Genomic DNA, 20,326 nt, shown 5'->3' on the forward strand with positions numbered 1-20,326 from the left:
AATTATCGCGTTATAATCATCAAGCATATCATCACCGGTAAAGATATGCTTGATGATTCCTTTCAACCAGAGCATTAACCTATCGCGGATTTTGTTCCAAACCGCCTAATTCCACCGCATTTTCTGGCAACGGGAAGACATAGCGTGTATCGTTCGGTTCAATTGTGATCCATTCTGCACCATTCTTCTTCTTTATCGTCACGGGATATGTGCGTTCTTTATTTAGCCTTCTGATATCCTCCCACCGTACGCCGCGGAACACCAGTTGTCGTCTCCGTTCAAGCAGAACCTCTTTCATGATAGCATCGCGCGTATCGGCATAAAAATCTTCTATATTGGGCAAATACCGTTTTCTTTTCAACGCATTGAGATATGCTAAGGCTTCTTCATGATTCCCTATTCTAGCCTCGCATTCCGCCAGGATCAAAATAATCTCGTCTAGCGCAAACCCCGTAAAAGGGAAACCCATCCCCGAATATGTACCGACGAATACTGGAGCATCGTTGAATGTCCTAAAAAATAGATCCCTCCTGAGGTCGTTATCATCGTATAGCTCTAGCAATTCCGCTGAGGCCGTTAAAATCCCTAAGGTTGCTATTTCAGGAGCGGGCATATAGGTGAACAATATTACTTCCGGATGGGAGAAGCCATAATCTACAAATAGGTCAAAACTGTTTGGATCATTAACCAACAAGTTATAATCCAATAAATCGCCCTGAAATTTTGACAATGTTCGAAGCGCATGCTCCCGGGCATTTTCATAGTCGCCCAATTGCAGATATATCCGTGCTAGAAAAGCATCTACAGCGTTTTTTGAAGGCCGCGTGGGCATAGCTGGCTGCTCCGGCAATCGCTCTCTCGCCATTTTAAGATCCTGAAAAATAAAATCATAAGTATCCTGCAGATCAGCCCGTTTTACGTTCAGCGTAATATCCGCTTCCGTGCGGAGCGGTAACCCAAGTTGACTGGAAGCCGCGTCGCTATACACATCACAAAATAATTGCGCGAGCTGGTAATAGCTGAGTGCCCGAAAAAAGTACGCACTTCCCTGCACTTGGTCATAGCTATCCCGATCTTCGGGAGAAGGTTCGAACTCCTTCAGCCCGTCGAGAACCTGATTACAGTACAATATCCTACGATAACCATTATTCCAATCTTTGGACTGTTCTCCTTCAAAAAAATTCTCTTTGACCCACAAGTAAGTATTTCGTTGGTGGAAAGGTTTGAAATTTGGCAAAATTGCTTCATCTACGGCGATCTCATCGCCAGCGACTATGCCTAGTAGATGCGAGGTATTCATATGAATGACACCATATACATTATCCATCAAAGCCTGATAGTCGTCTATACTGTTCGGCATACGATCACTCCTATTCGATTTGACATCGAGAAAAGACTCACCGCAGCCGCAAAGCAAAAAACATAAACTAAGTAAAAGACTATTCTTCATCATTTTCAAAAAATTAGTGCTAGAAATTTGCGGATAGGGAAAAGGAATATAATCGTGGCGACGGATAAGTAGACCTTGCAAAGTCCGGATCTATTCCGTAGTTGTTTCTCATCCATACCGTCCCTAAGTTAGTCGCAGCAATCCTAACTGCCACATTGTTCAGATACGCGAGCTGCGTTCTGCCCAGATCGTATCCTAAAGAAACATCTCGGATACGGATATGATCACCCTTTTCCCAAAGGTGCTCCGAAAGCGCATGCATACTACCTATCGCGTTTATCTCTGGGGTAGCTTGCTCCGCACGAGGCAACACATCTGTCAAAGCCTCATCGCCTGCTTTTTCCCAGCGCCGAAAATAATCCTGATGGTAATTACCATTAGTTTCTCCTAAAGGAGACATCGTAGACCGCTGGAAGTAATAGCCCGATTTCCAGGCAAAACTTATGCTCGCATGAAAGCCTTTCCACTTAAAAGTATTCATGAGATTGGCCGTCAACGTCGGGATACGTGATCCCACCGCCTTGAGCTGATCGATCGGATAACTGTTGTAATAATCGATATAGTCTTTCGATAACACTCCGTTCTGGTAAATTATTGGCTTTCCGTCATTATCTAAGCCATTCCAAGGGAATGCATATACCACATCTAAGGATTGTCCGATTACCGGCGGCCTTCTCGATATAAAAGTATGTGCCGCAGTGATATCCGATGTACTATAGTTGGTAACTTCATTTTTTATCCCCGACATTAACAAGGAAGTGGTCCATTGGAAGGAACTTCTCACCATATTCGTGTGTAACTGCAATTCCCAACCTCTGGTAGAAAGATTGGCATAATTAATCCGGTTGACAATGAGTGGATAAACATCGTCTACGATGCCCGTCGTCGGATCCATATAGTCTGCTCCAATTAGGTTATCGCCCCGCTTGAAGTAATAGTCAAAACTTCCCCGGATGATATTGTTTTTACTGGCGAAATCCATTCCCGCATTAAAGGTGTTTACGCGCTCCCAACTTAAACTGGGATTACCCACACTTAGCAAACTCGCGACCTGTTCATTGGTTAAACCATCTACAGCGAAAGAGATAATCGGATAAGTTGTTACGGCCGGATTCGTATTACCACTACTTCCATATGTGACCCGGAGTTTTAGAACACGAAATCGATCCGTCGAAAAGAATGGTTCCTTCGCTAGTTGCCAGGCTGCTCCCAACGACCAGAGCGGTACTCCGCGTTGGTTCGTTTTAACACCATAAATGTTTGATGCGTCCCACCGGATACTACCGGACAACAGGTAGATGTCGCGCAACCCGTACGATATATTGGAATAATAGGAAATAAACCTATTGGTTCGCTCTCCTTCGCTTCCGCCCGAACTCGTGAGCAGTCCGGTTCCGCTAGGCCGCATGCTGTACCGTTGCAAATAGTTGAAGTTGGTGCGGCCGGTTAATAAGTCGCTATCGTAATCGTATACCATCATAAAGGGTGATGTCCGCTGGCGCTGATGCAAGATTTCCATTCCAGAGACATAATTGATCCGGTGACGATCGCTCCATTCGTGCTGCCCGGCAAGCTGCATCCGTCCCGTATGGTTGCTACCATTGCTCCCTGCGGCATGTCTTTTAATACCGCCGTGTGGGATAATCTGCTCGCCATTAGGCTGCGTAAAGCGGTTCACTAAATCCCTTACATAATAGCTATCTCGAGCGTATATACTATGTCCCGTGCTCCCTCTAGAAACATATTGGTAATTGGCCGTCAAGGTTAACCACTTTCGCCAATCGTAATTCAGCGCCAACTGTAATCGAGATTCTTGTTGCTTGCCCGAATTCTCCACGAGATCCCTTTCATCTAAGGGCCTATACAACCAGTCCAGCAGACCATTTTCAGGCGCTGATTCCTGAAATGCATACCGCAAATTTCGACTGACAACGGCTGAAGCGTTCCCCGCTTCGTCCATAAGCCTGTAGTAAGGTACTACCGAGACACCCCCGGCAGAGAGATCGGAAAAGACGACTCCATTATGCTGATCTCCCTGCTCCGTATAAAAGATGGACGGCGAAACCCTAAATTTATCGCTGAGGTAAATCGTGCTGGCAAGATTTGCATTCCAGCGATGATCTTTGTTCCCTATGATAAAAGCGCGATTCTTGTCGTAAGACATCGCAGATCGAAATGTATATCTATCGCCGCCCGCCTGAAGTGCTACGTCATAATGTTGGTTAACGCCACTGCGATAAAGATGTCTTAAGGCTTCTTCTCGTGTATCTGTTTCCTCGAGCCGATTTCTAACCCTTTCGAGCTCTTCTGTGCTTATCTCGCCGTCCCGGTGTCGAATTAGCCATTCCGTATAAAGCGGGATCGGTGTTTGATCCCTTTCCCGGTAATTATTACGCTGGAACATACTTTCTTCTATGTCTAGCACGGTTGATGACGGCAAATAATGCTGCGAATAATAAAGATCCGGTTTCTTCTGGATTTGTGTAACGGAGGAGAAAGATACTATTGCTTTTTGGTTCCGCCTAGCTTGCTTCGTGTTGATGACCAGAACGCCATTTCCGGCTTTCGCTCCCCATATGGACGCTGCGGCGGCGTCTTTCAGTACCGTCACACTGGCAATATCTGACGGGCTAATCGTGGAAAGATGCCCGTCGTAGATAAACCCGTCTAATATAATAAGGGGCTCACTATTAGATTCTATAGTCGATAATCCGCGAAGCCGAATGCTCGGATCATTTGTTGTTTCTCCGCTAGAATTGGATCGATCTAGCAACAGTCCGTTCGTGACGCCTTCCAACCGATCAATAAGGTTCGTAAATGGAAATCGTTGTAGTTGCCCCTCGTCGATATAATCAAACGAACCCGTGGCTCTTTCTTTCGGTAGCTGATAGTATCCCGTGTTTACAATTTCTACCTCCTGAATCTGGTTAGCTATCGGTTCCAGACGGATGCGTAAAGATCGATCCGCACCGGTGAACGCCTTTTCACTAAACTTGAAAGCAACATGTCTTACAATCAATGTACCCCGCTGAGAATTCACCGGAATGCGGAAAGCTCCAACGCTATCCGTCATGGTTGCAATATCGGTATTCTTCAGCGTCACACTCGCGCTGGGGATACCTTTTCCGTCTATCTCTGAATAGACCTTGCCCGATAACCAAATGTTCCCTTGTGCGTAGAGGTTCCCTACGCCAACGTTTATGAATAAAACAACCCCTAATAGGCCATCGCGACATACTTTAATACTCTTTCTATACATCGTATTATCTGTTTATTGGTAGCTTAAATCTGGCGTATTCGGGGATTTCCTGGATTTCGCCCCGCAACAGCTGTCCTACAAAATCCTCTTCATAGTTGCCCGCCTCGGAAATCCCGAACAGGCGGCCGTCTTTTATCCAAATACTGGGTCCCATAACGAGTGTTCCGCATAGATAACGACTCAAGATATATCCCGCTTTGCCAATGATCTGCGTACTGGACCATTTCCGTTGTTTTGCGCTCTCAAGCGCTTTATAATCATAATCCAGGTGTATGCCTACTACAGTGATCCTATCCTTTATTTCTTCTTTTCGGCTCTCCCACTTATTCATTGATACTATACAGGGTGCACAATAATTTGCCCATACATCCAGCACCAAATATTCCGTTTTGTTTAGTTCCCGTAGGGTTGTGGTGTCTCTCCCATCCGCATCATTCACCACCCACAAAGGCATATCTAGGATTTCGTCGGGTATAGGCTCACCTACTTCCATATAGCCTAAATGTGCTGTATCGATCGTATACTCCAATATGGGATACCGGCCAGCATCATAATCCGGGTACTTTATCGTTCTCGATTCTTGCAGCCGCTGTTTAGGTATAATCTTTATGGCCTTCTCTAGATCAAGGAGATCTCGAGAACTACGCATGTTTGGATGCCCGCCGGCAGCTCCCCGATCGTGGGGAGACTGCGCGAGGGCATGGGTTAAAACAAACAACATGAAACAAAGTAACCCGTAAGGAAGGACTACTTTGTTCTTCATGCCTTTCCCTTTTAAAGGGATCTTCATCATGGTTACGTAATTGGTATAATATCTTGAAAGCATATACTTTTGATTAGTTAGTCGATCATTAGCTCGGTACATAGCAGTCCCTCCCTATAAATTTCTACATTTATTCGGTGTTAAAAGTGATGCTTGACGAGGCAGCGAATAAATCCTCAAGGCAAGCAGCACAAACCATCGTCTTAGATGAAAAAATGCAGATTATACGGTTTATACGTTAGTTTAGGATACGCTATGCATCGCCGCATTTCTGGGAATAACCGACCTCAAAAACAATATCAAACACTTTAATCCTCTTTTACGGGAATTAAATTTGCGCGGTAAGTGAAAAGTCATTAATTTTAGGTGCGACTCTTTATTAACAACCGATCAATTGACCTGGCCAACGTGTGTTTTGATTATCAAAGGTCGGTAACAGACGCGAAGTCTGAGGTGGGTATTTCTATGGAAAGACCAGTCTTCCTGTGTACAGGGAAGCCGTTCTTTCGTTAAGCTAGTATTTACCTCCCTCGCTCCTCGCGATCTGTATATAGTAACAGTTATTCTGGAGCGCAGATTACGTTCTTATAAAGTGATAAATGGGAAAACCGGAGCCTGCGATCCTGGATCGGGTCTTGTGGCTTTTGCTTGGTGGTTCTGTTCGTTTTCATAATATTTAAAGTTTATGATAACGATGTGCACTCGAGAAGCTATTGAAGGAAAGGCTACTTGGTTTAAAACCAATAAGACATCTTCCATGCTTTTGTTCGTGGCTCCGCCAGAAGCCTCCTCACAAACTTACACGAAGTTCAGAGAGTTCCCCACAAAAGTCTGACAGGAAGACGCCCTACTGGATATATACAAATGTATGAAAATCCAGCAATAAGGGCGACTTCAAGGTCAACTCGTGGGTAAATCTGGCGGATTTCGAACGAGTGACATCGTTGATAGGGAATTACCCCTACTTAGTGTCGCTACTATTTATACAACAAATATAAAAATACTATATGACTTTACAAAGAAAAACACACAAAAGTCATACTAAAAATATGATATGCCAACATTACTAGGAGATTATTTGAAAGAACTGGGAATTGTAAAAGAAAAAGTTAGAAGCTTGGCCAACATCAAAAAACCAAGAATGAATGACTTAAACAATAAAGAAACGGCTAAACCATCGCCAGAAGAGTTTTATAAGATAGTCTACATTGCGATTAAACTAGCGAACTTGGATGATGATGAATTTAAAAATGCAATAGAAAATATTTTTCCAAATAGACCAAAAAACAGTTTATTGAAAGAATTTAAACACTTACCAAGCGAAATAAGATTCTTAAAAAAACATACACTCAGACAAAACGAAGTCGAAGAAAAAATCGGGATGTCGGAGAATAAGATTAGCAGACTAACTAATGAAAAAACCAAAGACCTAATAGCGGTTGAGCTGATCTGTTTTATTGAGGCTTTGGAGATGGATGTGCTAGAAACTTTCAAAGAAATTTATGGAGAGATAAATCCGGATGGTAAAGAAGATATCTAAAAGTAACTATTTCTAAAATCAACAAAAACTAATTATAAACACGGGCAATTATGAGTAAGAAAAACATAGTACATACTACGCCACCAGACGACGAAATACTTGCGAGTAAGATATATATGATCAGAAAGCAAAAAGTCATGCTGGATCGCGATTTGGCAAATCTATACGGTGTCGAAACTCGCGCTCTCAAACAAGCAGTTCGAAGAAATATCGATAGGTTTCCCGAAGATTTTATTTTTGAGATGTCCGACGAAGAGTTCGAAGATTGGAGATCACAATTTGTGACCTCCAATTCAGATAAGTTGGGTTTAAGATATGCTCCTTTTTGTTTTACCGAACAAGGGGTGGCCATGTTATCATCTGTACTGAACAGCAAACTTGCCCTTCAAATCAATATACAGATTATGCGAATATTCACCCGCATGAGACAGCTACTCGCCGATAATACAGAGGTAAAATTAGAGATAGCTGAAATCAGATACACTGTAGAGCAAATCGCTAAAAAACAGAAAGGTCACGACCAAAATATCGAACTACTCTTCGAGTATATCGATCGCTTGCAGGAAAAACAGGATAGCGCCGTGGCAAAACGGAGATCAAAGGTTGAGATTGGCTTTAAGGTCGGGGGAAATGTGAGAGATTAAATAAAATAACGGACATAGATAACCATCATAGCAAGTCAATTACCCGTGGCAAGTTGGTATGATATAATCGGTGAGGATACTATTGCCGATGCAGTACTAGATAGAATTGTCCATGTGTCTCACAGGATTGAACTTAAAGGAGAAAGTTTAAGAAAAAAAGGGTAATATTGTCAGGTCATTGGTAATGACAACCCTTGAACCAAAATCAGGGGGGTCAGTATGCCCGGAATGGGGTCAACATCACCGGAATATGCACCTAAAAAAGCTCTCCTTTCATTTTCTCTTAATATATTAGGACGAAAACATCTGTGGTTCAAAAGTCAAAGCCAGAATAGATATTTTGAACAGATGTCTAAATGATATTTATATACCTATTGATAATTATTTTGGCGAAGAGATGAATGATAAGAAACTCTACGAGCGTGACATAAAGACTGTAAATATCAACATCTATGAAAGAGACCCCGTCGCAAGACAAAAATGCGTTGAACATTTTGACGCAATTTGTCAAGTACGTAATTACGACTTCGAGAAAATGTTTGACCCAATCGACTACTATACACAATTATATATTCGTATTTTTGTATCTTGTGATTATTAATAGCATAAAATGAAGGATGTAGCGGTAATTGATCTATTTTGTGGAATCGGAGGGTTAACCCACGGATTTATCCAAGAAAACTTTAACGTTGTTGCAGGAATTGATATCGACGAAAGCTGTAAGTTTGCATTTGAAACTAACAATAACTCAAAATTCATTTCAAAAAGCATATCTGATATTACTGGTGAAGAAATCATCAAACTATTTGGGAAAGCTAAAAAGAAAGTTTTAATAGGTTGCGCCCCTTGCCAACCCTTCTCTTCATATACATTCAAAGATCCTGAAAAAAAAGATAATGATAAATGGAAATTGCTCTATGATTTCGAGCGGCTAATTCAGGAGACAAAGCCAGACATTATCTCCATGGAAAATGTTCCCCAATTAGTTAACTTCAAAAAAGCTCCCGTATTTCAAGATTTTTTATATTCGTTAGAAACTGAGGGATATTCAGTACATTACGAAATTGTAAGCTGTCAAGAATACGGTATACCACAAAACAGAAAACGTTTGGTACTATTGGCGTCGAAACATGGTCCTATCACGTTGATACCAAAAACCCATGATAACGAAAACTTCGTCACTGTTAAAGATGCAATAGGATACTTACCTCCCATTGAGGATGGTGAATATCACCCCAATGATAAACTTCACTTCGCAAGAAAACTATCGACATCAAACAAGGCTAGAATCCAAAATACTCCCTACGGCGGAAGTTGGACAGACTGGCCTGAAAATTTAAAGTTAGCATGCCATAAAAAGGATAGCGGAAAATCATATTCGAGTGTGTATGGAAGGATGAAATGGGAGGAGCCCTCTCCTACGATGACTACACAATGTATTGGCTATGGAAATGGACGTTTCGGTCATCCCGAGCAAGACAGAGGAATATCCCTACGTGAAGCAGCTATATTGCAGTCTTTCCCTGGGACGTATAAATTTGCTCCCGATGACGAAGACATTCCCATAGTAAAAGTGGCGAGACAAATCGGCAATGCTGTTCCGGTAAAACTTGGAGAAATAATAGCTAGAAGCATTAAAGAACATTTAAAAAGTTTAAAAGGATGAAAACAGAACAAGAATTAGAGCTCGCTGAAAACCAAATTAGGGATGTTCAACTGGATTATAAATACAGAATAGCAGATTTCTCCATTGGAGAACTGTTAAAGAAATTCGTTTTGAAAGGGCAAACACCTGACTTAGAAGACGATGCTATCTCTAGCCTAATTGTCCCTAAATATCAACGTGAGTTTGTTTGGCGGACAAAGATGCAATCAATATTTATTGAATCTATTTTTATGGGCGTTCCGATCCAACCTCTATTTGCATTTGAATTAGATGAAGATGGAAACTTGGAACTTCTGGATGGAGTTCAACGACTTTCATCTATCAAAGCGTTTGTAGACAATGAATTATTATTATCTGATTTAGAAGAACTTACAGCATTAAATGGCTTTAAGTTCGACGACTTGCATACAGCTCGTAAAAGAAAGTTTCTCAATACACAACTCAAGCTTTATATAATAAATGAGAATACGGATGAGGGTATCAGAGCAGATATATTTAGGCGGGTCAACGAAGGCGGCGAAAAATTAAGCTTTGCTGAAATTCGAAAAGGGAAATTTGTGGGGAATGACTTCTATACGTTTATACTTGAACAATCAAACTCTGATGAATTCAACAGGCTATTTGTATCGGGTAAAGAGACGGATAAATTACGAGGAGAAAAAGAGGAACTGATTACCAGATTTTACGCGCTTTCAGACAATTATCAGAATTTTGACCACTCGGTAAGGGGGTTTCTTGATGAGTATATTATCGAAACCAATAAAGTATTTAGTAAAAAAATGAAAGCAACAATGAAAGCAGAGCTGACAAAAACACTTGACTTCATTGACAAAAACTTTCCCAATGGCCTTCGTAAATCTGAAAAATCGAAAATGATTCCTCGCGTTAGGTTTGAAGCGATTTCCGTTGGAGCTAACTTAGCACTTAGGCTTAATCCACTCTTGAAAGTAAATAACGCTAATTGGCTGAATTCAAAAGAGTTTAAAAAACTGACTACCTCAGATGGTTCTAATAGTAAAACTAGAGTTGCCGGAAGAATAGAATTTGTAAAAAATTGTCTTCTAGGTGAGATAAACTCGGATGATTTGACCTATGATGATTAAAGAAGAGTTTGACAAAAGAATGCTTGAAATAGATTCCTTTTACGAGATCTTACAAGCAATTGAACTTGAAAGTCCAAAAATTTTAGCCTATGATATCGAATCTGGTGCAGACAAAACACTTGTGATAAATGCAGCCAAAATAGATACGCTACGGTCTACATCTTATTTGTTACTCTACAATCTAATTGAGTCCACTGTGTACAACTCAATCATCAGCATTTTTGATCAAATAAAGGACAACAGATTAAGATATTTCGACATTATTGAAGATGTTCAGAAGTATTGGTTGAACAACCTCTACAAACATGATGACAAAAAGCGAAAAGACACAATAATACAAACAATAATGAAGATCGCCAACCAAATTTTCAATGATACCATTGAATTAGCTTCAAATGAAATTAACTACGGAGGTTCACTTGATGCACAGACGATCTTTGCAACAGCTGATTCGATGAAAATAAATACAGGAAATCTGCGTAGAGTTTACGATCTAAATACACATGGTCAGACACTAATGGACATTAAACGAAAAAGAAATTGGCTCGCTCACGGCGAGAAGTCCTTTATTGAGGTTGGTAGTTCAGCGACTTTTTCTCAACTTCTAGAAACTAGAAATTACATCTACGAATTTCTCAGTGTCTATATTTCAGCCGTAGAAGAATATCTCATAAACAAACATTATAAGATTTCAAATTAAAATTATCCCTGTCGAAACTAAAAAGTATCTAGCAGTTCCTTAGCAAGGATGTTAGTTATCAAGCTAGGAATTCTTTTGCTGGACTTAAAGCCTAATAACCGAATCCACGGAGAAAAAGAATAAGTTCCCGGCTTGAGAATGAAGCTTCGGAGGATGTTACATTTGATTCAAGAGAATTAATTTCATAATACGCACAAAAAAGCTATCGATAAGGAATTCAATATAGCAAGAGATTAACTCACAAACAACTTATTTGTGAATAGTGTATGTGGAGAAGAAATTAGGTTTATATCAAACTTCAAAGAAGGCTCTATTCTTGAACTGGCGTTGTGAATCCTAAATGAAATCTGCCAACCATCATTGAGCGTAACAAGCAGTGTGTTTTTAGAATTCTCTTGATAAACTATTTCGATCAATCTCGTAGGCAATTTTAGTCGGTCAACTTTCGCCTTAGGCTTTATAGTGCCAAATGGCAAATTCAGTGTCCCGTAAAGGTGATACGCTTGTATTTCCACCCGCCCTTTAGATTTAATAACTTTATAGAAATCTTGCTGTCCAACTAAATACTGCACCAAATTTCTGGCGACAATTCCCGGATTCACCCTATCTAACCGGATAAGCTCTTCTTTGAACGCATCTAAAACAGGAACATACACGGAATCATGATAATTACCTAAGCTCTTCCATGTTTTGGTAGCACCGCTCTGCTTCCGGAGTACTGCAAGTTCTTGAAAAATAGGACGGATATTAGAAAAATATTGTTCAGAACAGGGTATCCTTAACCATTTCTCTCCGAAATCAAGCTTATGTGACAATCTTGAATGTTTAACTGCTCTATGATTATTCTTGGCAGATATTCCAATCTCCCAATGTTGATTTAACCTAATAGCTAATACATCCCTGACATCTCCGGCTTGCCCTTGCCTATCAGAAACAAGTTCTAGTGTCAAGATATCGGATCGATCAATACCATTTGCTAATCGAGGTTCTAAATCAATTAAAAAATTAACAGCAAAACTTGCATACAACCTAAAGGAGCCTTGATCCTTTTCGGGAAACCCTTCGAAATAGCGCTTAGCCGCTCGATAAGGATCATTCTCAATAACAGTCGTCTCAGTCACTAGACTAAGCTTCTCCGAAAACTCCGTTAGTAAAGCATATTCGAAAGCTTTACCGTTTATAGTTTGTTTATTTGCCATTCTCGAATTAAGCAGTTATGTCTTCTAAAATTACATTCAACTTATTCTTTACCGCATCGCCATTTAAACCTATAACCCTTTTTGTTACGCGCGGACGATTGATAGATATATTCTTTATTTGCCATTCGATACTCTCTGCAAGAATTTTAGCCATATGAACTGGCACAGCATTTCCAATCATCTTATAACCGGCCGCAACATATTTGTAGTCAAAAACGAACGTATCAGGAAACGTCTGGATCCTCGCACATTCTCGGACGCTGAGCCTACGATATAACTCTTCTTTTCCCTTTACAAATATTCGAACGTCTTGTTTTACAAACGCCATTTTGGGAGCTTGAGGATGTAGGGGAGCATGCCGACCACCTGCCTGTATCGTAAATGACACTTCATCCCATGATCTAACTCTATTCCTCGACATATAAATAGAAGAAAACCCACCGGTCATGTATTCATGATTTGGCACCATGCATTCCTCAAGGTTACTAAGATTACCAGGCTTTGCTGGAATAACAGAATCCTGCAGGTCTTCTATTGCATCTTTAAGTGTCACCTTTTTATCAACATGACTGGGTGTAGGAAATTGGAATTCGATATTCAAATCATTCCTAAAACCAATAAAAAAAACTCTTTTTCTATCTTGGGGCACTCCATAATCAGCGACATTTAACATCTTAAAAGAAAGTGTGTACCCTACATCTTGAAACATCTGCTTAATGTTTCTTAATGCTTCTTTATGGGTCGTCAGCAACATTCCAGAGACATTCTCTGCCAAAAAAAACTTCGGCTTTTTATCTGCGAGTATTCGGATAAATTCATAAAATAGCTGTCCACGTTTATCTGCAATTCCTTTCTTTGCCCCTGCTTCTGACCAACTTTGACAAGGAGGACCACCAATAATTCCATCACAATCTGGAACGTCGGCAGATGGAATATCAACAATACTTCGTCTATCCAATACAGTATCAGGATGATTATTTACATATGTGCTCCAAATATCTCGGTCATATTCGTTCGCCCAAACAACATCAAACCCCGCTTGTTCAAAACCGAGATCCAGACCGCCTGCACCAGCAAAAAAGGAAACAACTTTCATAAGTTATAATATTAAGAGTTAAACAAAAATAAATAAAGTACACGAGAGAGTGCTGCTTTTCACTTTCTGATTTATCCACATATTGGAACATGTCAACATTCGTCAGAAAAATATCTGCGTATTTATTCCCTCGGTGAGCATTGCAACAAACATACAAATATTTTATATAAAACTAATATTTTTAGTACATTGCGGTAGCAAAAAGTAAAACTGAATGAATACGCTAAGTAAAAAGCATCACGCCCACCGCCCCTATCCTATCATCCCCAATCAACTACGCGAGCAGGATTGGCGATATCAACTGATGGATTTATCGCAAGAAGCCTTGTTGGAAAAGATAAAAGATATGCCTCGCGAAGCGCTTGTCGAATGGCTCGCTTGGAACGATGTGCATGGTATATTTTCAGACGAAGATAGTATTGCGGAAGGATATGAACCGTTAACAAAAGAACAAGCGGCCATCTGCGTGTTCGTCGTTATCATGCGTGACCGCGAAAGTTGGAATGGCTATATGGGTGACAAATACGTTAAAGATATGGATCTAGCGGTGAGTACCGAAATTTAGCCTAGACAGGTAAAAGCAAAAACAAAACATGCTCTGATATTGTTCTTCAGCAATACGTGCATGTTATATAGTTTTGTATAATGAAAAGCTACGATGAGGAGGAACATAAGATAAAGGTTCCGCGATTTGAGGAATCGGCTGGCTTCTATACCAGTAAGCAGCGTAGCCATATTATGTCGCGCATCAGAGGTAAAAACTCCAAGCCTGAAATGATCCTGCGACGTGCACTATGGGCAAAGAATATCCGCTTTCGCCTTCATGACAAAAGCCTTCCGGGTTCTCCCGATATCGTAATTAAAAAATATAGGCTTGCTATCTTTGTGGACGGCGAGTTCTGGCACGGCTTTGAGTGGAAGAAACGACGTGATCAGATAAAATCCAACCGGCTGTTTTGGATACCGAAAATAGAACGTAACATGCAGAAGGATGAACTAGCGAATCGCGCGCTACGGAATATGGAGTACACGGTTTTTCGCTTCTGGTCGCAGGATATCCTGAAAAACCTACCGAAGGTGATCAACCAAATTGAACTGTTCCTAGAGACGCGGCGTGTGTATAGGTAGGTTTAAAACATAGGGTCGTTTCAAAGTACGACCGAGTCTCACAGTTAATAAATCACTTAAAACCATCAGTATTTCTTGTGGGGTTCCGTCTTAACTTTGTGCCAACAGTTGTATCAAAACAATGATGAAGATTTCAGTTCTCTTACTGTTGTCGCAAGTCGTAAAGATTCTTTACATACGGATTCTATCATTCAAACTGAATGAGAAATCGTAATACCATTGAGTTGTTGGGGGTTTTGGAGAACAATTTACAATACAGATTTTAAACCCTTCGAATTCGAGGGGTTTAAAAACAAGCCGGATCGAACAGCTTTGTGATGATTCCCAAACGATGGATTGAAAACACAAATGCCATAGGCATAATTTCAACATCTGGTAGATACGGAGGAACATTTGCTTACATGGATATTACCCTAGAATTCGCAGCGTGGATTTCCATTAAGTTTTAAATTGTATGTCCTCAACGAGTTCCAACACTTTAATGACGAGGAAAACGACCGGTTAAAACTGGATAGCCGTTAAAGTTTGATTTATGTATATTAGTAAAAAATAATGATTAGCACGTTCTCAACGAAACGCCGTAAAAATTTTGAGCGATAACAAGAATAACATGACACATAGCAAACTAAAGCCTGCGCTAGTATTAACCGTAATTGCGATAATATGGACAGCGCTAATTATGGTGTTAGAATTGTTAGACGTAGGGCAAAGATGGGATCGTATTAGCGAAAATTTAAATAGAATTACATTAAACGATACCCTTATATTTTTGAAATCGATACTCGCTGGTTGCCTTATCGGACTTGTACCATTTACCAAAAGTAGATATAAGACACGAATCACCTTATCAATACCCGCCGTTTTCATGATGTTTTGCTTGTACCAAAGTATTATCATGATAGACTTTCATTATGGACTAAGTGACGATTTCAATTATTTTACCGCGAAAAAGGATATTGAAAAAGGCAACATGACGACGTGTTACACTTTGTAAAAATGCGACAAAATTAAAGCAATGACGAAGGAAGACCCGTATTCCGTTTAATTTCGTTGGCAAGATGCGAATGATTATAATAACCACATTCAAAAACAATAGCTAATAAGCTTCGCTTTTGATCTGATTTTTTGATTAAACTCAACGCATTCTGAAAACGAATAATATTTGAATATTTTTTTGGTGACATTCCACTGAACCTTTTGAAATTACGCTCCAATTGTCTTGCCAAAGTAAACACAAATATCAATACAAAGACATACTATTCCAGCTATAACAATCTGCTTCCAGTACTTGCGCGCACGCGACCACCCATCGTGAGTTGAGTATTTAGCCCTTAAGCCCATAACTATAAGAAGTAATGAAGTAACTACCGAGAACATATAATTAACAGTTTATGATATGGTACAAAAAATTATCTATTCGAAACCATGTTGATAAAACACTTTAATGTTAGGATGCGTTACCGGAAATCTTTTGGAAAACTGCCTAGGTACCTTTCGGAGATAACCAGATGGACATTCTAATATCTTCGTTTATCGACTATGTTTTAGCATCTAAAAAATAAATCGTTAATAGCGACTTTATTTGCAAGATAATCTTATTTTCAAAAAAAACCAACAACCAATAGCAAATCAACTGCTTATAGACTTTTAGCAATCTTTTATAAATAATATAGATATACCGACTATAGAGGTTGAACAAGTTGGTTCTGGCATTGGCAGAAAAAAAGACCAGATAAAGAAAGCTGGCCGGACTTGCTAAGATCTGTTAAATATACACTTACAAGAAACGAAATGGGTGCTTTAGTCGTTATATTTGTAATTCATAATTTAGGTTTATAATTGGTTAGTTAGTTAAAATCCTGAGGTTCCCCGCCTCAGGATTTTTTGTTTTTTTCTACTCAGTAGCTTACAGCTCTGTACACCCTCCTCTTCAGTTTTTTAATCTCGGGGCAACAACCTGTAACTGGAAAATAGGCGTCGTTGCGTTTAGAGTGTCTATGGCGTGGGCCAAGATTTAAAAAAATAATAATGGGCCAAAATTTCTGCAGGAAACATCAAATAAGAATAGAAAAGATAAAGGCCATCTATTCGTTAATAAGTGTTAAACATACATGAAGCTATACAAAAAGCACAACTTCCGCCGTTATATAGGTACTTCATAAATTAGGTTTATAATTGGTTAGTTAGTTAGTTAAAATCCTGAGGTTCCCCGCCTCAGGATTTTTTTTATGCTACGCTCGCTGTTCAGATGTAACCGATAGTGGATTCTTACAACTTTGGTAAGTGTTAATTTGGAACCAAATGCTATCGGTGTTTTGGGAAAAAAACGATTTATTTTTCTAATCCTTATAAAAATATAGACGTAAAATTTGTATTTTCGTACAAATTATAAACCGAGTGGCAATGATTATCAACTTCACATAACCTTCAAACGCGAACGAGCCGTCTAGGTAGATAAAAATGAATTACAAGATTACGACTTGGCAGAAGCTGATGTGCCGCTTGTTAATCAATTATTGCAACTATGAGAATAAAAAATGGCATTATGAGAAACCTTCTTCTTACCACACTCTGTTTGCTGATGACACATGCTTTCAGCCAAAAGAAGGTACAATACATCTCCGAGTACACAATTAGCAGCACGGGAAAAACGAAGAAAGCTAAACTAACGTGCATTCTTCCGCAAGACATTGAGGGTGTGCAAAATGTGGACACCATAGTTTACTCAATGGTTCCGGCACAAATCTTCGAAAAAGACGGAGATCGGTTTGCAGCATTTGAGATCGATTCTATCTCTGAAAGTATTTCTATTCACATTTTAGCAACGATAGATCTGTGGGAAAATGATTTTTCCGCACCTAAAAGTATAACGATGCATGACAGCTTAGACGCATTTCTATCGCCAGAAAAATACATTGAATGCGACCAGGACCTCATCGTCCAACAGGCGCTAAAGTTGAAGAGTCGAAAATCTGACCTGAAGACCGTCAAGAACATTTACGCTTTTGTACACAAAAACTTAAAATATACGGGGTATAATCCAGACGATGTAGGCGCGCTCGTGGCTCTGAAAAATATGAAGGGTGATTGTACTGAATTTGCGGATACCTTCGTTGCACTATGTCGGGCAAACAAGATCCCCGCTCGTGTTGTAGAGGGATATAAAACTGAAAATATTTCGATGCCGCAGCATAATTGGGCAGAAGTCTTTCTTCCAGAGTTTGGTTGGCGGACAGTTGACGCGACCAGGTCTTCTTTCCAGCAATTGGATAATGACTATGTAAAATTATCCCATAATCGAAACCTAGCCGCATTGAACGGCTATCGTTACTTTTCTTACGCATATCGGGGCGATCCCATAAGGGTCGTTTCTCGGGTAACTACTAGTATTGCCAAGAACCAGGATAACCACTAAAAACCCATTGGCGATTTTGATTTAGCACCTAGCAAAGCGATCGGAAAGGTCTCATGCTCTATTTACGACAAAAATTAATAAGCAACTCCCATCAAACATTCCAAGCGACCCGGTGTTTAATAAAAAAAAATCCAATTAATATGATACTACAATACTGGCTTCAAGAGTTTGAGCACGAATCAGAAAACACCCGTAAACTACTCCAATCGATACCCCAAAAAGATCTGGGTTACCGTCCATCGGATATCTCCTGGACGATGGGTGAACTAGCGCAACACATTGCTACTATATATTATTGGTATGTCGGTGCACTCACGCAAGACGTTTACGATATTGCGAGCGATCATTTGGAACGTGGAAGTCCAAACGACATACAGGCTACCCTAGCCCTATTCGAAGATAATGTGCAAAAAGCACGGGAAGCATTATCGACCCTCACTGAGGAACAGCTTTCACAAGAATGGACCATGACCGCCGGCGATCGTGTTGTACTCGGCCCTATGCCGCGAGGAATAGTTGACCGAGGGTTTCTTTTCAATCATGTTTACCATCATCGTGGAGAAATGATCGTTTACCTACGTGCTACCGGAAATAAAGTTCCAGGGCTTTATGGCCCGACGTATGAAGATGGTACTGCCTAGTAAGCATAATAAACTTAGCATGGATCACAAAGGATTGGACTAGTGTTCCATTAGCGATGATCGGCATGTTCAAACACCCCAAGCCGTGACAACGAGCGATCTGCTCCCGCCATAGTCTCGGTGTTCACACAGATAGACGCCCTGCCACGTGCCAAGGTTAAGTCGGCCATCTGTTATTGGTATCGTGACGGAGCTGCCGAGCAAGGAACTTTTTAGATGAGCTGGCATATCGTCAGAACCTTCGTAGTCATGTAGATAATCTGGATCATCTTCGGGGACAGATTTATTGAAGTAAGTCTCAAAATCGGCACGTACCGTAGGGTCGGCATTTTCGTTGATCGTCAAGGAAGCGGATGTATGCTGAATAAAGATTTGGCATAAGCCGGTTTTTATGGTGCTCATCTCTGGCAGCGACCGGATAATCTCAGCGGTAATCAAATGAAACCCTCTCTTTTTAGGATCGAGACGTAATGAACGTTGGAAAATCTGCATAAAACCATTGATTTAGAACACCAAAATAGCGCTTTTTTTCATTATTGAAGAAATCAATATTACTGGGACAGCTTACTAATGAATCCAACGCGTTAAACCGTCCTTTAAGTTTTTAGCCCCAGCATCCTGTAACTGGACAATAGGACTACCGGAACCTCTTCCGCTTTCACCGATAATTTTACCACAGTTACCGAGAAATGCGGGAGCTTGGTCTAATCGTTATTCGGTAAATCTGCACACCACCCTACCTTTGAGATATCAAATAAGAAATAGAAAAAACAATATATACATCACATTAAAAACTACAGATATGAAAACGACATTGAAAACTATCGCAGCAGCATTGATCATGGTTACATCACTAAACTCATTTGCTTCGGAAAAGGCCAATCCTTTGAAAGACGTGGAATCGGACATGGTAATCGGCTCCTATGTGGATGCTGTTACCGTGGGTAGTATCGACCTAAACAAATTCCTTTTTGCAGATGATTTCCAGTACCGAAACTTGAACAACAACGACCGCGCCGGCAAAAAGGAATACATCAAGTTCCTAAAGACAAACAAAGGAGCCCAATATGACTGCGAGAGTAGCTACGAGATCCTATCGCAAAATGGAAAGGTATGCGTTGCAAAAGCTACCATGGTATTTGACAACTTTACCCGTGTGGATTATATCACATTGACCCTCGGGAAAGATGGTTGGAAAGTAAACCAAGTGGAAACGACCTATCCTTAAAAAAAGCTTAGATTTTTTGTTTCAATATAGGGACATGTCGTGAGATACTCCCAGTGTTTAGTTTAGTTTAGTTAGTAAAGCCTGCAAATGCAGGCTTTTTAACGTCAGGAGATATCCGAGAACAATATTCCAATCGATTACCTAATTCCTTCAATTGGAATAGTATATTAGCAAACAGAATACTGATTTTGCATGAACTTAACAGAACTTTATAATAATCTCTATACAAGATCGATTGGGGAGGCCCCTCAAAAGTTTGCGGAACAGTTGGAAAACTACAGAGATGTCGATTTTGGTTCTTTTAAACCGAAGGAGATCGAACTGGTGTACAACGACTGGTATCAAAAACGCCATATCGTAAAAACACTTCATAAAATCTCGCTACAGTAGTAGCTTTGGCTACGGAAAATCATTCATTCGTTAATATGTGTTAAATATACACTTACAAGAAACGAAATACACGTCATTGTCGTTATATTTGTACTTCATAATTA

At 40.2% G+C, this 20,326-nt stretch carries 19 protein-coding genes and 1 pseudogene; 13 read left to right on the top strand and 7 right to left on the bottom strand.

Annotated features, from left to right (window positions below):
- Window positions 1-79: 79 nt before the first annotated feature.
- Genes LKO28_RS01805 through LKO28_RS01815 form a run of 3 tightly spaced genes read right to left on the bottom strand, consistent with a single transcriptional unit; the run spans window position 80 to window position 5,472 of the window.
- Window positions 80-1,453, bottom strand: a complete 1,374-nt coding sequence (locus LKO28_RS01805) for a RagB/SusD family nutrient uptake outer membrane protein (RefSeq protein ID WP_317206594.1) — start codon at window positions 1,451-1,453, stop codon at window positions 80-82.
- A gap of 16 nt (window positions 1,454-1,469) precedes the next feature.
- Complete coding sequence (locus LKO28_RS01810; RefSeq protein ID WP_227692827.1) at window positions 1,470-4,709, bottom strand: SusC/RagA family TonB-linked outer membrane protein; 3,240 nt, start codon at window positions 4,707-4,709, stop codon at window positions 1,470-1,472.
- Window positions 4,710-4,713: 4 nt separating this feature from the next.
- Window positions 4,714-5,472 (bottom strand): TlpA family protein disulfide reductase, encoded by a 759-nt coding sequence (locus LKO28_RS01815; RefSeq protein ID WP_227692828.1) that lies wholly within the window; start codon window positions 5,470-5,472, stop codon window positions 4,714-4,716.
- Window positions 5,473-6,157: 685 nt separating this feature from the next.
- On the opposite strand from LKO28_RS01815, the gene LKO28_RS01820 reads away from it, so the two are divergent.
- From LKO28_RS01820 to LKO28_RS01850, 7 genes and pseudogenes are all read left to right on the top strand, one after another.
- Window positions 6,158-6,307 carry a hypothetical protein gene (locus tag LKO28_RS01820; RefSeq protein ID WP_227692829.1) on the top strand — a complete coding sequence of 50 codons (150 nt, stop codon included), beginning with the start codon at window positions 6,158-6,160 and terminating at the stop codon, window positions 6,305-6,307.
- A gap of 219 nt (window positions 6,308-6,526) precedes the next feature.
- A complete protein-coding gene (locus LKO28_RS01825) occupies window positions 6,527-7,012 on the top strand; it encodes a hypothetical protein (protein ID WP_227692830.1) in 486 nt (161 codons plus the stop codon).
- A 50-nt stretch (window positions 7,013-7,062) separates the two neighbouring features.
- Window positions 7,063-7,656, top strand: a complete 594-nt coding sequence (locus LKO28_RS01830) for an ORF6N domain-containing protein (RefSeq protein ID WP_227692831.1) — start codon at window positions 7,063-7,065, stop codon at window positions 7,654-7,656.
- Window positions 7,657-7,677: 21 nt separating this feature from the next.
- Window positions 7,678-7,821: pseudogene (locus LKO28_RS01835) on the top strand (ATP-binding protein); the annotation flags it as partial.
- Between the two features lie 445 nt (window positions 7,822-8,266).
- Window positions 8,267-9,322 (top strand): DNA cytosine methyltransferase, encoded by a 1,056-nt coding sequence (locus tag LKO28_RS01840; protein ID WP_227692832.1) that lies wholly within the window; start codon window positions 8,267-8,269, stop codon window positions 9,320-9,322.
- The gene (locus tag LKO28_RS01845) at window positions 9,319-10,425 is read left to right on the top strand and encodes a DUF262 domain-containing protein (RefSeq protein WP_227692833.1); all 1,107 of its coding nucleotides are present in this window, start codon (window positions 9,319-9,321) and stop codon (window positions 10,423-10,425) included. The genes LKO28_RS01840 and LKO28_RS01845 overlap by 4 nt, the downstream gene beginning before the upstream one ends.
- Window positions 10,415-11,125, top strand: a complete 711-nt coding sequence (locus LKO28_RS01850; protein WP_227692834.1) for an MAE_28990/MAE_18760 family HEPN-like nuclease — start codon at window positions 10,415-10,417, stop codon at window positions 11,123-11,125. The genes LKO28_RS01845 and LKO28_RS01850 overlap by 11 nt, the downstream gene beginning before the upstream one ends.
- 233 nt (window positions 11,126-11,358) lie before the next feature.
- Here the strand turns inward: LKO28_RS01850 and LKO28_RS01855 are convergent, their stop codons facing one another.
- Window positions 11,359-12,324, bottom strand: a complete 966-nt coding sequence (locus LKO28_RS01855; protein ID WP_227692835.1) for a HaeIII family restriction endonuclease — start codon at window positions 12,322-12,324, stop codon at window positions 11,359-11,361.
- Window positions 12,325-12,331: 7 nt separating this feature from the next.
- The gene (locus tag LKO28_RS01860; protein WP_227692836.1) at window positions 12,332-13,420 is read right to left on the bottom strand and encodes a DNA cytosine methyltransferase; all 1,089 of its coding nucleotides are present in this window, start codon (window positions 13,418-13,420) and stop codon (window positions 12,332-12,334) included.
- Window positions 13,421-13,634: 214 nt separating this feature from the next.
- Here LKO28_RS01860 and LKO28_RS01865 point away from each other — a divergent pair, with 214 nt between their 5' ends.
- Together LKO28_RS01865 and LKO28_RS01870 are read left to right on the top strand one after the other, a co-directional pair.
- A complete protein-coding gene (locus LKO28_RS01865; RefSeq protein ID WP_227692837.1) occupies window positions 13,635-13,985 on the top strand; it encodes a hypothetical protein in 351 nt (116 codons plus the stop codon).
- A gap of 80 nt (window positions 13,986-14,065) precedes the next feature.
- On the top strand, window positions 14,066-14,548 hold the full coding sequence (locus tag LKO28_RS01870) for a very short patch repair endonuclease (RefSeq protein WP_227692838.1): 483 nt from the start codon (window positions 14,066-14,068) through the stop codon (window positions 14,546-14,548).
- A 1,007-nt stretch (window positions 14,549-15,555) separates the two neighbouring features.
- On the opposite strand, the gene LKO28_RS15555 is transcribed toward LKO28_RS01870, so the two are convergent.
- Window positions 15,556-15,783, bottom strand: coding sequence for a helix-turn-helix domain-containing protein (locus LKO28_RS15555; protein ID WP_227692840.1), 228 nt, complete (start codon window positions 15,781-15,783; stop codon window positions 15,556-15,558).
- Window positions 15,784-17,093: 1,310 nt separating this feature from the next.
- Between LKO28_RS15555 and LKO28_RS01885 the strand changes: the two genes are divergently transcribed.
- Together LKO28_RS01885 and LKO28_RS01890 are read left to right on the top strand one after the other, a co-directional pair.
- On the top strand, window positions 17,094-17,963 hold the full coding sequence (locus LKO28_RS01885; protein ID WP_227692841.1) for a transglutaminase-like domain-containing protein: 870 nt from the start codon (window positions 17,094-17,096) through the stop codon (window positions 17,961-17,963).
- A gap of 140 nt (window positions 17,964-18,103) precedes the next feature.
- Window positions 18,104-18,604, top strand: a complete 501-nt coding sequence (locus LKO28_RS01890; RefSeq protein WP_227692842.1) for a DinB family protein — start codon at window positions 18,104-18,106, stop codon at window positions 18,602-18,604.
- Window positions 18,605-18,673: 69 nt separating this feature from the next.
- Here the strand turns inward: LKO28_RS01890 and LKO28_RS01895 are convergent, their stop codons facing one another.
- Window positions 18,674-19,096 carry a secondary thiamine-phosphate synthase enzyme YjbQ gene (locus tag LKO28_RS01895; protein ID WP_227692843.1) on the bottom strand — a complete coding sequence of 141 codons (423 nt, stop codon included), beginning with the start codon at window positions 19,094-19,096 and terminating at the stop codon, window positions 18,674-18,676.
- 310 nt (window positions 19,097-19,406) lie between these two features.
- Here LKO28_RS01895 and LKO28_RS01900 point away from each other — a divergent pair, with 310 nt between their 5' ends.
- Together LKO28_RS01900 and LKO28_RS01905 are read left to right on the top strand one after the other, a co-directional pair.
- A complete protein-coding gene (locus LKO28_RS01900; protein WP_227692844.1) occupies window positions 19,407-19,832 on the top strand; it encodes a nuclear transport factor 2 family protein in 426 nt (141 codons plus the stop codon).
- Between the two features lie 192 nt (window positions 19,833-20,024).
- Window positions 20,025-20,222, top strand: a complete 198-nt coding sequence (locus LKO28_RS01905) for a hypothetical protein (protein ID WP_227692845.1) — start codon at window positions 20,025-20,027, stop codon at window positions 20,220-20,222.
- Window positions 20,223-20,326 lie beyond the last annotated feature (104 nt).

Origin of the sequence: Sphingobacterium sp. FBM7-1 (assembly GCF_020687765.1) — a bacterium.
In the GTDB taxonomy this organism is placed as follows: domain Bacteria; phylum Bacteroidota; class Bacteroidia; order Sphingobacteriales; family Sphingobacteriaceae; genus Sphingobacterium.

Bases quoted from the DNA above. Each gene is read 5' to 3' on its own strand.
- LKO28_RS01815 (WP_227692828.1), bottom strand. From the start codon at position 5,472: ATGAAGAACAAAGTAGTCCTTCCTTACGGGTTACTTTGTTTCATGTTG.
- LKO28_RS01885 (WP_227692841.1), top strand. From the start codon at position 17,094: ATGAGAAACCTTCTTCTTACCACACTCTGTTTGCTGATGACACATGCT.
- LKO28_RS01900 (WP_227692844.1), top strand. From the start codon at position 19,407: ATGAAAACGACATTGAAAACTATCGCAGCAGCATTGATCATGGTTACA.
- LKO28_RS01850 (WP_227692834.1), top strand. From the start codon at position 10,415: ATGATGATTAAAGAAGAGTTTGACAAAAGAATGCTTGAAATAGATTCC.
- LKO28_RS01890 (WP_227692842.1), top strand. From the start codon at position 18,104: ATGATACTACAATACTGGCTTCAAGAGTTTGAGCACGAATCAGAAAAC.
- LKO28_RS01855 (WP_227692835.1), bottom strand. From the start codon at position 12,324: ATGGCAAATAAACAAACTATAAACGGTAAAGCTTTCGAATATGCTTTA.
- LKO28_RS01845 (WP_227692833.1), top strand. From the start codon at position 9,319: ATGAAAACAGAACAAGAATTAGAGCTCGCTGAAAACCAAATTAGGGAT.
- LKO28_RS01805 (WP_317206594.1), bottom strand. From the start codon at position 1,453: ATGATGAAGAATAGTCTTTTACTTAGTTTATGTTTTTTGCTTTGCGGC.
- LKO28_RS01870 (WP_227692838.1), top strand. From the start codon at position 14,066: ATGAAAAGCTACGATGAGGAGGAACATAAGATAAAGGTTCCGCGATTT.
- LKO28_RS01810 (WP_227692827.1), bottom strand. From the start codon at position 4,709: ATGTATAGAAAGAGTATTAAAGTATGTCGCGATGGCCTATTAGGGGTT.
- LKO28_RS01830 (WP_227692831.1), top strand. From the start codon at position 7,063: ATGAGTAAGAAAAACATAGTACATACTACGCCACCAGACGACGAAATA.
- LKO28_RS01820 (WP_227692829.1), top strand. From the start codon at position 6,158: ATGATAACGATGTGCACTCGAGAAGCTATTGAAGGAAAGGCTACTTGG.
- LKO28_RS01860 (WP_227692836.1), bottom strand. From the start codon at position 13,420: ATGAAAGTTGTTTCCTTTTTTGCTGGTGCAGGCGGTCTGGATCTCGGT.
- LKO28_RS01825 (WP_227692830.1), top strand. From the start codon at position 6,527: ATGCCAACATTACTAGGAGATTATTTGAAAGAACTGGGAATTGTAAAA.
- LKO28_RS01905 (WP_227692845.1), top strand. From the start codon at position 20,025: ATGAACTTAACAGAACTTTATAATAATCTCTATACAAGATCGATTGGG.
- LKO28_RS01840 (WP_227692832.1), top strand. From the start codon at position 8,267: ATGAAGGATGTAGCGGTAATTGATCTATTTTGTGGAATCGGAGGGTTA.
- LKO28_RS01865 (WP_227692837.1), top strand. From the start codon at position 13,635: ATGAATACGCTAAGTAAAAAGCATCACGCCCACCGCCCCTATCCTATC.
- LKO28_RS01895 (WP_227692843.1), bottom strand. From the start codon at position 19,096: ATGCAGATTTTCCAACGTTCATTACGTCTCGATCCTAAAAAGAGAGGG.